Genomic DNA, 12208 nt, shown 5'->3' with positions numbered 1-12208 from the left:
ACGAGCAGCAGCGACCGGCACGTTCGGGAAGCCCCTAGGGCCGCATCCCGAACAGGAAGCGTGTCGCCCGAGTGCGGCGGACCAGCAACTCGTACGCGGCGAGGGTGAGGAGGAGTGCGATCACCACGAGCACGGCGTACTCGACCAGGATCGACGCGGACCAGCCGATCACGAAGTACGCGACGGCGACCACGATCGGCTGGTGCAGGACGTACAGCGGCAGCACGGCCGCCGCGAGATAATCATAGAGGCGCCGGCGCGTCGTCGGGGCCGGGTTCGGCGCCGCGCGCGGCTGCTCCGGCCGCCGACGGTCGAGGAGGCCCGGGATGGCGACCACCAGGCACCATCCGGCCGCACCGAACAGCGCCCGTGACACGGTGGCCAGGGCGGTCATCTCCGTGAAGGGCTCGTCGGCCAGGGCGAAGCCCGGGCCGGCCGCCGCGAACAGCAGGGCGCCGAGCCAGGCTGCGATCCCGGCGTCGCGCCGCATCACGGTGCGGAAGCGGTCGTCGGCGGCGAGCACGAAGCCGGCGACGAAGAACAGCAGGTACGACCAGCGGTGCCAGCCCGCGTACTCCTCCTCCAGCCGTGCGAAGGCGCAGATCGCCGCGAAGGCGAGGGCCGGCAGGAGCACCAGGCCCCGCCGGCGCAGGGTCGCCTCCGCCACCCGGTCGCCGATGATGCGGACGCGCTCGCGCGGCAACCACCGGTGGAACGGCACCAGCACGAGGGAGAACGTCAGGAGGAGCACGACGAACCAAAGATGGCCGGTCTCGAAGTGCTCGCCCTGGACGAGGAAGGGGAACTCTTCGGGATCCAGGTGCACGTCGTAGAAGCGGGGCAGGAAGCCGAGGTACGACTCGTGGTAGTCGGCGTCGGACGAGCGCAGCCGCAGCCACTGCGGCAGCGGGTTCAACACGAGGGTCGCGAAGACCAGCGGAACGCCGAGCCGCAGCAGCCGCTCGCCGGCGAAGCCGCCCGCGCCGCGGCGCTGGAGCGAGTGCCAGGCACCGAGGCCGGAGATGAGGAACAGCAGCGGCATGGCCCAGACGACCCCGAACCCGGCGATGATCAGGATGGCTTCGGTGGTCTCGGCGTTCTTGACGTAGTAGTCGTCGTCGGCGGCGAATACGAGCGCCGAGTGGAAGAAGACCAGCCCGATCACGACCAGCATCCGGATCGCGTCCAGCTCCGGCCGCCGCTCCGTCAACGGTGCCTGCGCCCGCCCTGCGTGCGTCGCCATGCCTGCGCCCCCCGTCGCCTGTACGTCACCAGTGTTGGAAACGCGGGCGCCGCGCGCCACCCCCGCAACGAACTCCGCTCACATCGAGGGCGGCGGAAGTCAGGGAGCTCGGGGGACGACCGGGTGCCTGACCGGGGCCCATGGAGCACGTTCCCAGCGGGGCAAGCGGGCGGTGAACCCCACCCACGCCAGGATCCGAGCCGTCGGCAATCACGAACGCCGGCCGGCCGGGAAAGTTGGCGGCTCGCCACGTGAACTCCGTTGCGGCACCACCCGCATCACCGGCACCACCACTTCGCCCCTTCGACCTGGGGCGTCGGCCCGGACAGCGCCAGCCGGCAAACGATTGCAGAAAATCCCGTCCACTTGGCGAAGGTCAGAGTGACCTGCGACAGGACAAGTGAACGCGGCGTACGTGTACCTCACCGAACCGCAGGACCGCGTGAGGTCCGCGCACATGCCCAGTGCATCCCTGCGATCCGGTCGACGTCGACGGCACGATCACCCTCGACTTCGACGAGCAGGGCCGCCTCATCGGCATCGAAGTGCCGGCCGCCGGTTCGAAGCTGCCCGCGTACCTTCTCCGGTCCGCGGAGCGGCAGGACACCGAAGGCTCCTGATCAGTGGGGCACCGCCCTGGCGGCGACCGCGGTGCGACGTGCGTCAGCCCGGAAGAGGCTCAAGGTCCCCAGCCGAACTCGCCGTCACGTACTCCCAGTCGAAACGCCGCCCACTCCCGCGCGGTGAACCGCAGCGGCGGCAGCTCCTTGTTCTGCGAATCGCGGACGGCGACCGCTCCACCGCCGAGGTCCGCGACCTCCACGCACGTCTTGTCCCACCTGTTGGAGTGGCTGCTCGCGACCCAGTCCGCACCGGTCAGGTCCATCGCGTACAACTCGGCCTTGCCCGCGTCCATCATCGGATCTCCTGTCGCTGTCGGATGGACTCCCCCTTTCAGCGTCGCTCTATTGGGCCTCGTGTGCATCTCGCGCTCCCGCGCTGCCGCATGCGCGCGTGAGGCGGCGCTCCGGCACCGGCAGGGCCGGTCCCGGAGCGCCGCCGTGGGGCAGCGGCCTGCGTCAGCTTCCGCCGGGTGCCGTGCCCCCGCTCCCGTAGCGGCGCCGGAACCGCTCGACGCGGCCGGCGGTGTCCACCACGCGGGCGGTGCCGGTGTGGAAGGGGTGGCTCGCGGAGGAGATCTCCACTTCCACCACGGGGTAGGTGTTGCCGTCCTCCCAGACGACGGTCTTCTCGCTGGTCATCGTGGAGCGGGTGAGGAAGGCGAAGTCCGCCGCACGGTCGCGGAAGACGACCGGACGGTAGTCCGGGTGGACGCCGGGTCTCATGGGTTCTCCGTGAGGTGTCGTACGGGCCGCGGGGGCCGGTGGTGCGGTGTTCCGGGGGGCGGTGTCACCAGGAGGCCTTGCGCACTCCGGGCAGGTGGCCCGCGTGCGCCTCGGCGCGCATGGTGATCCGGGAGAGGCCGAACGCCCGCAGGTGGCCGCGGGGCCGACCGTCGAGGGTGTCGCGGTTGCGGACCCGGGTGGCGCTGGCGTCACGAGGCTGCCGGTCCAGCTCCCGCCGCGCGGCGGCCTTCTCCTGCGGGGTGGCGGTGGGGCGGCGCAGGACGTCCTTCAGTTCGGCGCGCCGCGCGGCCAACCGCGCCACGACGGCCTTGCGCTGCTCGTTCTTCGCGATCTTCCCGGCCTTGGCCATCAGACCCGCCCTCCCCGGGCGCGGATGACGGCGACGGCCTTCTCGATGCCGATGCGGTCCACCGTCCTGATGCCCTTGGCGCTCAGCGTGAGCCGGACGGTGCGGCCCTCGCTGGGCAGCAGGTAGCGCTTGTGCTGGATGTTCGGGTCGAAGCGGCGCTTGGTGCGCCGGTGGGAGTGCGAGACGGAGTTGCCGAAGCCGGGCTTGCGGCCGGTGAGTTGGCAGTGTGCGGGCATGTCGGTCCGTTCGGTCGGCTCAGAGCTTATTGGAAATGAAAACCAGTTCTGTATAGTACCCGGCATGGCACGCACCGACCTACGCCCCGTCATCAAGCTCCGCTCCACCGCCGGGACCGGCCACACCTACGTGACCCGCAAGAACCGCCGGAACGACCCCGCCCGCCTGGTCCTGCGCAAGTACGACCCCGTGGTCCGGCGCCACGTCGAGTTCCGCGAGGAACGCTGACCCGCCCCCCTTCCCACCCGCTCGACCCCTGACACGAAAGGCACCTCCCGTGGACAGCAGCCCCAAGCTGCCCGTCGTCCTCGTCGGCGGTCTGCACGCCGAGGCCCGCCGGGCCGCGGTGCGCGAACTCCTGCACTCCACCGCCGGGGCCCTCGCCCTCCACCACGACCTGCGGCCCGCCGTCGGCGGACCCGTCCGGCGGATCCTCAGTGACCGCGCCGGTGTCCTCTCCCGAACCGACACCGAACTCGTGAACGACTGCGCCTGCTGCGCGCTCCGCGCCGACCTGCTCCCCGAACTGCTGGCGCTGGCCGCGGACCCGTCCTGCCGGCTCGCCGTCGTCGAGCTGTGGGACTCGGTGGAGCCACAGGCGATGGCCGAGGTCCTGGTCGGCACCCGGCTGCCCGATGGCACCCTCTCGGGGAGCCTGCTGACGGCGGCCGGGGTGGTCACCTGCGTCGACCCCGCCCTCCTGCTCGACCACATCGGCTGCGGCGACGACCTCGCCGAACACGGCCTCGCCCTCGCTCCGGGCGACCACCGCACGGTCGCCGACACCCTGGCCAGGCAACTGGAGTACGCCGGCGTCCTCGCCCTCGCGCCGGGCGAGGACGCAGACCCCGGCGACGTCGAACTGCTCACCCAGCTCCACCCGACGGCACGCCAGGTCACCATCGGTACCGGCCGGCTCGCCCCGGCCGCGCGGTCCGGCTTCGACGTCGCCGCGGCCGCGGCCCGGCAGCATCCAGCCTGTGCGCTGCTGCCCCAGGAGGCCGACGCCCACGGCGTCGCCACCCTCGTGTGGCGCTCCGCCCGGCCCTTCCATCCCGGCCGGCTGCACGCGGCCCTGGAGGACCTCAGCTGCGCCGCCGCGCGCAGCCGAGGCCGCTTCTGGCTGGCAGACCACCCCGACACCCTGCTCTCCTGGGAGGCCGCCGGCGGTGCGCTGTGCATCGAGGACGTCGGGCCGTGGCTCGCCGCGCTCCCCGACGCGGCATGGGAGATCGTGCCGCCCGAACGGCGGGTGGCGGCCGCCCTGGACTGGCACCCGGAGCACGGCGACCGCGGCCAGCACCTCACCTTCACCTCGCCCGGCCTGGACCGCGAAGGACTCGTGGCCACCCTCGACCGCTGCCTGCTCACGGACGCCGAGTACGCGGCGGGTCCGGACGGCTGGCGCCGCCTCCCCCACGCGTTCGACGGCTTCCTCGACCACGCGGCCTGAACCGCACCCCACGACGACCACCGGAGACAGCACCATGACGACCGTGCTGCGCCGCGTGCAGTCCCTGCTGGACGTGGAGGAGGCGCGGCTGGACATCGCGGAGGCCGCGTCGCCGCCGGGCGGGACCGCCTGACGGGCCGGCCGCCCCCGCATGCGTACGGACCGGGGCACTCCGGTCGTACCGTGCGGGCGATCTTCGCCGGTTGTTCACCTGTGGGCCCGATCGCGCTGGTCCGGCGGCGAGATGATCGCCTTTCCGACCGCAGCGCAACGGAGAGACGATGCTCCCCAAGAGAACCTACGCCGCGCTCACGACCGCGGCCGTCGCCGCCGGCACGCTGGTGGCCGCGAGCCCGGCGAGCGCCCACCACCCGCACGTGACGCCCACCTTCCAGCGCACCGCCACGTACCCGGTCTTCCAGAACCGCCCCGCGGGCGAGGACCCGGCCACGGCGACCGTCGCCGAGATCTCGGCGGTCAGCGAGGACGGCCGCACCCTGGTCTACACCGACGCCCTGGCGCGCCGGATCGGCTTCCTCGACATCGCCGACCCGGGCAGCCCACGCGGGATCGGCACGCTGTCGCTGGCGGAGCTGGGCGACGCCGAGGACGAGCCGACCTCCGTGGCCGTGGTGGGTCAGTACGTGCTGGTCGTGGTGAACACCAGCAGCGGCTACTCCACGCCTTCCGGGCGTCTCGACGTCATATCCCTGCGCGACCGCAAGCGGGTCACCAGCTTCGACCTGGGCGGTCAGCCGGACTCCATCACCGTCACCAAGGACAAGCGGTACGCCGCGATCGCGATCGAGAACGAGCGCGACGAGGAGGCGACCCCGCCGGGCGGCGAGGAGGGCGACCTGCCCCAGGCCCCGGCCGGCTTCGTGCAGATCGTCGACCTCAAGGGCGCCGCGCCGCAGCACTGGAGCACCCGGGCGGTGCCGCTGACCCGCCCCGACGGCACCGCGCTGCGCGTGCTGTCCGCCGCCGGGATCGTGGAGCCCACCGACCCGGAGCCGGAGTACGTCGCCGTCAACGGCCGCGACCAGCTGGCCGTGACGCTGCAGGAGAACAACGGCGTCGTCCTGATGGACCTGCCGACGGGCCGCATCACCAAGGCCTTCACCGCCGGCACGGCCACCGTCCGCGGCATCGACACCGTCAAGGACGGCGTCATCGACCAGAGCGGCTCGATCACCGACGTGCGGCGCGAGCCCGACGCCGTCAACTGGATCGACGACCGCTACTTCGCGACCGCCAACGAGGGCGACTGGAAGGGCGGCACGCGCGGCTGGACCGTCTTCGACAGCCGCACCGGCAAGGTCGTCTGGGACGCGGGCAACAGCTTCGAGCGCCTGGCCGTCCGCTACGGCCTGCACAACGAGGACCGCGCGGCCAAGAAGGGCACCGAGCCGGAGGGCGTGGTCGTCGCCACCTTCCACGGCGTGCGGTACGCCTTCGTCGGCTCCGAGCGCAGCAACTTCGTCGCCGTGTACGACGTCAGCCGCCCGACCGCCCCGGTCTTCCGCCAGATGCTGGCCACCACCAACGGCCCTGAGGGGCTGCTGCCGATCCCGTCGCGTGACCTGCTCGTGGTCTCCGGCGAGGAGGACGACGCCTCGGTCAACGTGCGCGCCTCGGTGAGCCTGTTCCGGCTGGGCGAGGGCACCCCCTCGTTCCCGGGCGTCGTCTCGGCCACGGACTCCGACGGCTCGCCGATCGGCTGGGGTGCGCTCGGCGCGCTGTCCGCCGTCCCCGGCAGGCCGCACGAGCTGTACACGGTCACCGACGCGGCGTACTCCGTCACCAAGATCATGACCATCGACACCTCGCGGCAGCCGGCGGTCATCACCCGGGCCCTGACCGTCAAGGACGCCGACGGCAAGCCGGTCGGCTACGACGCCGAGGGCATCCACGCCCGTCCGCAGGGCGGCTTCTGGCTCGCCGTCGAGGGCGCCACCGGCGACGGCAACAAGCTGGTCCGCCTCGACCGCGACGGGGTGACCCGCCAGGTCGTCCCGCTCCCGGCCGACGTCGCCGCGGGCCTGGCGAAGCAGGGCTTCGAGGGCGTCACCGCCACCACCGACCGGGGTGGCCGCGAGGTGGTCTGGGCCACCCTGCAGCGCGAGGTCAAGGGCGACCCGGCCGGGGTCGTCCGGATCGGCCGCTACGACGTCGCGTCGGGCACGTGGAGCTGGTTCGGCTACCGGATCGGCACCACGGACACCCCGGGCGACTGGATCGGCCTGTCCGAGATCACGGCGGTCGGCGACAAGCTCGCCCTGATCGAGCGGGACAAGCTGAACGGCCCCGCCGCGAGGATCAAGCGGGTGTACACGGTCGACATGCCGAAGTCCGCCGCCCCGTCGGGACCGCTCCAGGTGCTGCCCAAGACGCTGGCCCACGACGTGCTGCCCGACCTGCGGGCGACGAAGGGGTGGACGCAGGAGAAGCTCGAGGGCCTCACCGTGGGCGGTGACGGCCACGTCTACGCCGTGACCGACAACGACGGCCTGGCCGACGCCACCGGAGAGACGGTCTTCATGGACCTCGGTTCCGCCAGGAAGGTCTTCGGCAAGCGCTGATCGTCCGCGCCGCCCTCCTCCGTACGGCCGCCGGCTCCACCGGCGGCCGTACGCGTCAGGCCCGTGCGGGCCGGTCACGCCTCCGGACGGCGCGTGAGGAAGACAAACTCCCGGCCGGGCCGGTCCGGGGCGTCCCGCACCTCGTCGAGGACATACCCCTGCGCGGTGAGCGCCGCCTCGACCTCCTCCCGCCGGCGGAACCGGAGGGTGGAGGTCGAGGTCAGCGTCTCCCGGCCGACGGCCAGAACGTAGGTCCAACGGAACGTCACCAGCGGCCCGCTGACGTCGAGCAGTTCGACCCAGTACTCCACCGGTCCGGTGCCCGGCACGTCCACGACCCGGTGCGACGCCTCCCGGTTCCAGCCCTCCCATGCGCGCTTCGCCGGGTCCCGGGTCTCGAACACCAGACGGCCGCCCGGCCGCAGCGCCTCGTACGCCCCCCGCAGCGTCTCCCGCCACGCCCCGGGGTCGTCGATCGCCTGGGCGACGTTGGCCGTCATCGTCGCCAGGTCCACGCGCAGCGGCGGCAGCTCTGTCGCGTCACCGTGGATCCACCGGACCCGCTCGCCGCCCGGCTTGGCCCGGGCGACGTCGAGGGCGGCCCCTGCCGGGTCGACGGCGACGACCTCGATGCCGAGCCCGGCCAGGCGCAGGGCGAACACCCCCGTTCCGCAGCCGATGTCCAGGACCCGGCGCGCCTCGTACTCCCGCGCCAACGCGGTGTACGCGTCGAGGTCGCCGCGGCCGGGGTCGTCGAGGGCGTCGTACAGCGCGGCAAGCCGCGGGTCCCGGAATTCCTCGTCGGCCATGGGGGCGACGCTACCCGGGGTGGGACCCGTGTCACATCCGTGGACGTCACATTTCCACCGGCCCGTCCGTCATGGCTGCGTAACCGTCACCACATAGGAGGAGACCGCCATGGAAGCCCGCGTGAACCTGTTCGGCAACGCCCTCGCGCTCAGGTTCTTCAAGCACCTCAACTCGGCGGGCAAGGTGCCCGCGGAGTCGGGGCTGCCGGCCGCGACCCAGGAACTGGTGAAGATCCGCGCCAGCCAGATCAACGGCTGCGCCTTCTGCGCCGACATGCACACCAAGGAGGCGGCCGCGGCCGGTGAGACCTCGGTGCGCCTGAACCTCGTCGCGACCTGGCGCGAGGCCACGGTCTTCTCCGAGGCCGAGCGCGCCGCCCTCGAACTCACCGAACAGGGCACGCGCATCGCCGACGCCGCCGGCGGCGTGACGGACGAGGTCTGGGCGAACGCCGCCAAGCACTACGACGAGGACCAGCTCGTCGCCCTGATCGGCCTCATCGCCGTCATCAACGCCTACAACCGCGTCAACGTCGTCAACCGCCAGCCCGCGGGCGACTACCGGCCCGGCCAGTTCGGCTGAGGACGGACGCCCCGGCCCGTGCCCACGGGCCGGGGCACCGCCGGCCGCCCCTTCGCGCGGTGCCAAGTGCCGCTGCCGTGAACCATGGGGGCTGGGTTGTAGCGTGATGCGGCATGAGCACCGGTTTGCCGCTCTCGGCGGTCCCCCGACTGGCAGGCGCGATCGTCGTCGGAGCGGCCGCCGGCGCGCTCGTCGGCGGCGTCCTGTCGGACGCGTCGCTGGGGGTGCTCGCCGGGATCGCCGCGACGGAGACGGTGTTCGTCGTGACGGGCTGGCTCGTGCTGTGGCCGATGGACGCGGCCGCCACCCACCGCAACGCGCGGCGGGAGGACTTCCGGCCGGTCGTCGAAGAACTCGTGGTGGTCGGCGCGGCCCTGTGCGGGCTGCTCGCCATCGTCGTCCTGCTCCTGCGCGGCGGCTCCGACAGGGATCACGCCGCGGCGGCGACCGCGCTGGGCGGGGTGTTCATGGCCTGGGCGGCGCTCCACCTGATGTACGCCGCGCGCTACGGCTACCTGTACCACGCGGTCCCGACGGGCGGGATCGACTTCAACTCCCCGCACCCGCCGACGTACCGGGACTTCTTCTACTTCAGCTACAACCTGGGCATGACCTACCAGGTCTCCGACACGGACGTCTCCAGCCCGGCGATCCGTGCCACGGTGCTGCGGCACTCGCTGCTGTCGTACGTCTTCGGCACCAGCATCCTGGCCACCACCATCAACCTGGTCGCCGGCATGGTCACCGGCTGACGCCGACCCGCGGGCTTGTACCCCGGGTGCGGAATTCATGTCAAGTCCCGAATTGCAGCGACATGACGCCGGGCGCTGCGCCCGGCTTACTGGAGGCATCGGGTTCACGCCCCCCAGGGGCAACCCACCGGACACCGCCGGAACCCCTCCACCACCGCTCCCGAAGGACGACGACCATGGCCCGCACCCACCTCACCAAGCGCCTCGTCACCCTCACCGCCGCGACCACCCTGGCCGCCGGAGGCGCACTGATCCCCGCTACCGCGTTCGCCGCCACCACACCGTCCGAGGCGCACGCCGCGGCCGCGAAGACCTCCGGCAGGGGCGGCGGGCACGGCGGTGGCGGGGGGCACGGCGACTGGGACCGGGACCGGGACAACGGCCGCTGGAACCAGGGCGGCAACCGACCGAACAGCAGCGGCAACGGCAGCATCATCATCGTCGTCGGCAACAACAACTCAACCAACGTCAACAACGGCACCATCAACAACGGCGTGATCCTCGACTGAGGGTCCGGCGACCTCCCGCCGACCCGAAGACCACAGCACCTCCGGCCACCGGAGGTGCTGTTCCCGTTCCGGCGCACGGACGCGCGCCGGAACGGAGCCCGGGGTCACCCCTCGGAGCAGAACTCCTCGCCCGGCGACGTCCGCACCCGGGCCAGGAGCCCGCGGAGCACCGTGACCTCCTCCGGGGAGAGATCGCCGAAGAGCCCCCGCTCGACCTCGTCCACCGCGGCCCGGGCCTCGGCCAGGACGCCGCGCCCCCGGTCCGTGATGGCGACGATGTGACGGCGCCGGTCCGCCGGGTCGCGGCGGCGCTCGACGAGCTGCGCGGACTCCAGGTCGTTGAGGATCGCGACCATGACGCTCGGATCCACCTCGAGCGCCGAGACAAGACCCTGCTGCCCCATGGACCCGCACCCGCCGAGCAGCATCAGCGTGGCTCCGGCCCGCGGCGCCAGGCCGCACGAGCCGAAGGCGCGCCGGACGCGGCTGTCGGCGATGGCGCCGTGCCGGGCCAGCAGGAAACCGAGCTGCTCCAGCGGGTCGCCGCCTGCAGCACCCTCAATCGCGATCTCGTTCACTGCCATGGACTCATCATAGCGCGCCACCAACCATCGTGAGGGGTGGTTAATCCATGACCTTCAACGATTCCGGTGCACACGTTCCACCCATGAACGGACAATCCGCCGCAGCTCCGGCGGACCTCAGGCCCAAGTTATTCCACTTCTCCGGATTCCTTGCCCGAGGCGATCGTCACATCCCTCAAATGATTGACCCTCCTCAATCATCTGTTAGGTTCCATTCACCAGCGATTCACAGCGACGCCGATCCCAGCGGATCCAGCGCCTGCGAACCAGGAGCCCCGCCCCGGCGGCCCCGCGGAATCGCTCCGCACGACCGGGACCGGCCCACCGGCCGGACCGTCGTCCGACGCCCCCACACAGGGGCACAACAAGGAGACGACCAGTCATGAACAAGTGGACGCGCATCATCGCCACCTCCACCGCCTCGGTGGCACTCGCCGGCACCGCCCTGCTCGGAGCCACCGGCTCGGCCTCGGCCGCTCCCCGGCCCTCCGGCCAGGACCGGCAGACCGTGTCCGTCAACACGGCATGGGACAGGACCGGCGACCGCGCCGGGAACGACGACCGGCGCTGGAACAACGAGATCACCCGCCACCACTACGACTACGGCCACCACCAGGTGCAGTACTGGCACGGGTACGACGGCAAGCTCTACCGCTTCGACGGCCACCGCCTGGCCCGCTGGACCCACGGCCACTGGGTGACCGTCTGGCAGTCCCACGGCCACGGGCAGTGGGACGACTACGGGCAGTCCTACGGCCACGGACCCGTCCGCTGAGGCGCGACCGCATCCGGCACACCCCGCCGGACCACGCGCGCCCCGGCGACCGGACGACCACGCACCGTCCGCCAGGGCAGGGAGCCGCACCGGTGCCGAGCCGCACCGTCCTCGCACGGCCCGGCACCGGCCGGCTCCCGCTCCCCTTCCTCCTCTGATGCCGCTGATCCCGCTGATCCCGCCGGCACACCGAAACACCCGGAGAACAAGCACCATGCTCAAGGCCATCCCGACGACGAAGTCCGGCGGACTGCTCACCAGCGCCTTCGTGGCGATGCGGCGCCGGCAGACCCCGGCCACCGCCTCCGGCACCGGACGGCACCGCGGCCGGCCCGCCGGCGAGGACCTCGCCTCCATCGGCGCCCCGGGCATGGGCACCCACCGCCGCCCTCTGGACGCTTCCGGCCAGGACTGAACCACCCCGGCGCCGCCGCGCGTCACCGGGCTCCCCGGCCCGGGCTCCGTGCCCCGAGCTCCGTGACCGGCTCCGGCGCCGACGAACCGCCGGTCCGCGCCCTAGCGCCGGACCCGCTCCCGGACCTCGCCGGCCTCCGCCCCTACCGGGCCGCCCCCGTACGGGACAACAGAGTCCGGCGCCTGCAGGGCGAGCCGGCCGCGAGCCCGCGCGCACCACACGCCCCGGCAGACGGCCCGCACCCCTCGCCGCGCCGCCGCGCGCGTCCGGGCGGCGACTCGGCGCCGCCTCCGCCCCCAGCCTCACGGACCGGCTCCGTCCGGTCCGCCTCCACGGCGATCCGCACCCCGTGAACGTCGTCGCGGACGACTTCGGATCGCTGCGCGCCGGCCATCCGGCGGCCGAACGCGCGGTCGGGGCTCCGGTTGCCGTCCGGCGCGACACCGGGGCACGCCCCCACGCGCGCGAACGACGCGGCGATCCGCCGCCCCGCCGACGCCCCCTCCGGCGCCCCCGCTGCAGCTCGGGCAGGCGCCCTCTTCGCATGTCA

Annotated in this window: 16 protein-coding genes; 9 read left to right on the top strand and 7 right to left on the bottom strand. The window is 72.6% G+C overall.

Annotation, left to right across the window (positions count from 1 at the left end):
* Positions 1 to 34 precede the first annotated feature (34 nt).
* A complete protein-coding gene (locus PV342_RS01330; protein ID WP_500315604.1) occupies positions 35 to 1243 on the bottom strand; it encodes an acyltransferase family protein in 1209 nt (402 codons plus the stop codon).
* A 464-nt stretch (positions 1244 to 1707) separates the two neighbouring features.
* On the opposite strand from PV342_RS01330, the gene PV342_RS01325 reads away from it, so the two are divergent.
* Positions 1708 to 1863, top strand: a complete 156-nt coding sequence (locus PV342_RS01325) for a DUF2283 domain-containing protein (RefSeq protein ID WP_500315603.1) — start codon at positions 1708 to 1710, stop codon at positions 1861 to 1863.
* 59 nt (positions 1864 to 1922) lie between these two features.
* On the opposite strand, the gene PV342_RS01320 is transcribed toward PV342_RS01325, so the two are convergent.
* The 4 genes from PV342_RS01320 to rpmB all read right to left on the bottom strand — a co-directional run bounded on the left by PV342_RS01320 (position 1923) and on the right by rpmB (position 3195).
* Positions 1923 to 2162, bottom strand: a complete 240-nt coding sequence (locus tag PV342_RS01320) for a DUF397 domain-containing protein (protein WP_391578522.1) — start codon at positions 2160 to 2162, stop codon at positions 1923 to 1925.
* 160 nt (positions 2163 to 2322) lie between these two features.
* Complete coding sequence (locus PV342_RS01315) at positions 2323 to 2589, bottom strand: type B 50S ribosomal protein L31 (protein ID WP_400796904.1); 267 nt, start codon at positions 2587 to 2589, stop codon at positions 2323 to 2325.
* 64 nt (positions 2590 to 2653) lie between these two features.
* Complete coding sequence (gene rpsN / locus PV342_RS01310) at positions 2654 to 2959, bottom strand: 30S ribosomal protein S14 (RefSeq protein WP_400796906.1); 306 nt, start codon at positions 2957 to 2959, stop codon at positions 2654 to 2656.
* Positions 2959 to 3195: a 50S ribosomal protein L28 gene (rpmB, locus tag PV342_RS01305; RefSeq protein WP_361013057.1), complete on the bottom strand. Its 237-nt coding sequence runs from the start codon at positions 3193 to 3195 to the stop codon at positions 2959 to 2961. Before rpmB ends, rpsN begins: the two co-directional genes overlap by 1 nt.
* Before the next feature lie 64 nt (positions 3196 to 3259).
* On the opposite strand from rpmB, the gene rpmG reads away from it, so the two are divergent.
* The 3 genes from rpmG to PV342_RS01290 all read left to right on the top strand — a co-directional run bounded on the left by rpmG (position 3260) and on the right by PV342_RS01290 (position 7231).
* On the top strand, positions 3260 to 3424 hold the full coding sequence (gene rpmG, locus PV342_RS01300; protein WP_400796909.1) for a 50S ribosomal protein L33: 165 nt from the start codon (positions 3260 to 3262) through the stop codon (positions 3422 to 3424).
* 49 nt (positions 3425 to 3473) lie between these two features.
* Positions 3474 to 4649, top strand: coding sequence for a GTP-binding protein (locus PV342_RS01295; protein WP_400796912.1), 1176 nt, complete (start codon positions 3474 to 3476; stop codon positions 4647 to 4649).
* Between the two features lie 281 nt (positions 4650 to 4930).
* Positions 4931 to 7231: an esterase-like activity of phytase family protein gene (locus PV342_RS01290; protein WP_400796914.1), complete on the top strand. Its 2301-nt coding sequence runs from the start codon at positions 4931 to 4933 to the stop codon at positions 7229 to 7231.
* A 74-nt stretch (positions 7232 to 7305) separates the two neighbouring features.
* Here the strand turns inward: PV342_RS01290 and PV342_RS01285 are convergent, their stop codons facing one another.
* Positions 7306 to 8040 carry a class I SAM-dependent methyltransferase gene (locus PV342_RS01285; RefSeq protein WP_400796917.1) on the bottom strand — a complete coding sequence of 245 codons (735 nt, stop codon included), beginning with the start codon at positions 8038 to 8040 and terminating at the stop codon, positions 7306 to 7308.
* A gap of 109 nt (positions 8041 to 8149) precedes the next feature.
* Here PV342_RS01285 and PV342_RS01280 point away from each other — a divergent pair, with 109 nt between their 5' ends.
* The 3 genes from PV342_RS01280 (at position 8150) to PV342_RS01270 (ending at position 9884) form a co-directional block, all read left to right on the top strand.
* Entirely contained in the window at positions 8150 to 8623 is a 474-nt protein-coding gene (locus tag PV342_RS01280) for a carboxymuconolactone decarboxylase family protein (RefSeq protein ID WP_018560168.1), read from the top strand.
* Positions 8624 to 8736: 113 nt separating this feature from the next.
* Positions 8737 to 9375, top strand: a complete 639-nt coding sequence (locus tag PV342_RS01275) for a DUF1345 domain-containing protein (protein WP_400796920.1) — start codon at positions 8737 to 8739, stop codon at positions 9373 to 9375.
* A 176-nt stretch (positions 9376 to 9551) separates the two neighbouring features.
* The gene (locus PV342_RS01270) at positions 9552 to 9884 is read left to right on the top strand and encodes a hypothetical protein (protein ID WP_400796923.1); all 333 of its coding nucleotides are present in this window, start codon (positions 9552 to 9554) and stop codon (positions 9882 to 9884) included.
* 104 nt (positions 9885 to 9988) lie between these two features.
* Here the strand turns inward: PV342_RS01270 and PV342_RS01265 are convergent, their stop codons facing one another.
* On the bottom strand, positions 9989 to 10468 hold the full coding sequence (locus PV342_RS01265) for a MarR family winged helix-turn-helix transcriptional regulator (protein ID WP_037731965.1): 480 nt from the start codon (positions 10466 to 10468) through the stop codon (positions 9989 to 9991).
* Between the two features lie 382 nt (positions 10469 to 10850).
* Between PV342_RS01265 and PV342_RS01260 the strand changes: the two genes are divergently transcribed.
* Both PV342_RS01260 and PV342_RS01255 read left to right on the top strand, forming a co-directional pair.
* The gene (locus PV342_RS01260; protein ID WP_400796926.1) at positions 10851 to 11243 is read left to right on the top strand and encodes a hypothetical protein; all 393 of its coding nucleotides are present in this window, start codon (positions 10851 to 10853) and stop codon (positions 11241 to 11243) included.
* A gap of 214 nt (positions 11244 to 11457) precedes the next feature.
* Complete coding sequence (locus PV342_RS01255) at positions 11458 to 11658, top strand: hypothetical protein (RefSeq protein ID WP_018560173.1); 201 nt, start codon at positions 11458 to 11460, stop codon at positions 11656 to 11658.
* Positions 11659 to 12208: the final 550 nt, after the last annotated feature.

The organism is Streptomyces sp. PA03-3a (genome assembly GCF_033792735.1).
Taxonomy (GTDB): domain Bacteria; phylum Actinomycetota; class Actinomycetes; order Streptomycetales; family Streptomycetaceae; genus Actinacidiphila.
The sequence above is the reverse complement of the archived record's forward strand: the minus strand, read 5'-3'. Positions and strand labels throughout refer to the sequence as shown.

Bases quoted from the DNA above. Each gene is read 5' to 3' on its own strand.
- PV342_RS01260 (WP_400796926.1), top strand. From the start codon at position 10,851: ATGAACAAGTGGACGCGCATCATCGCCACCTCCACCGCCTCGGTGGCA.
- PV342_RS01255 (WP_018560173.1), top strand. From the start codon at position 11,458: ATGCTCAAGGCCATCCCGACGACGAAGTCCGGCGGACTGCTCACCAGC.
- rpmB (WP_361013057.1), bottom strand. From the start codon at position 3,195: ATGCCCGCACACTGCCAACTCACCGGCCGCAAGCCCGGCTTCGGCAAC.
- PV342_RS01280 (WP_018560168.1), top strand. From the start codon at position 8,150: ATGGAAGCCCGCGTGAACCTGTTCGGCAACGCCCTCGCGCTCAGGTTC.
- PV342_RS01275 (WP_400796920.1), top strand. From the start codon at position 8,737: ATGAGCACCGGTTTGCCGCTCTCGGCGGTCCCCCGACTGGCAGGCGCG.
- PV342_RS01315 (WP_400796904.1), bottom strand. From the start codon at position 2,589: ATGAGACCCGGCGTCCACCCGGACTACCGTCCGGTCGTCTTCCGCGAC.
- PV342_RS01290 (WP_400796914.1), top strand. From the start codon at position 4,931: ATGCTCCCCAAGAGAACCTACGCCGCGCTCACGACCGCGGCCGTCGCC.
- PV342_RS01330 (WP_500315604.1), bottom strand. From the start codon at position 1,243: ATGGCGACGCACGCAGGGCGGGCGCAGGCACCGTTGACGGAGCGGCGG.
- PV342_RS01265 (WP_037731965.1), bottom strand. From the start codon at position 10,468: ATGGCAGTGAACGAGATCGCGATTGAGGGTGCTGCAGGCGGCGACCCG.
- rpmG (WP_400796909.1), top strand. From the start codon at position 3,260: ATGGCACGCACCGACCTACGCCCCGTCATCAAGCTCCGCTCCACCGCC.
- PV342_RS01320 (WP_391578522.1), bottom strand. From the start codon at position 2,162: ATGATGGACGCGGGCAAGGCCGAGTTGTACGCGATGGACCTGACCGGT.
- PV342_RS01285 (WP_400796917.1), bottom strand. From the start codon at position 8,040: ATGGCCGACGAGGAATTCCGGGACCCGCGGCTTGCCGCGCTGTACGAC.
- rpsN (WP_400796906.1), bottom strand. From the start codon at position 2,959: ATGGCCAAGGCCGGGAAGATCGCGAAGAACGAGCAGCGCAAGGCCGTC.
- PV342_RS01270 (WP_400796923.1), top strand. From the start codon at position 9,552: ATGGCCCGCACCCACCTCACCAAGCGCCTCGTCACCCTCACCGCCGCG.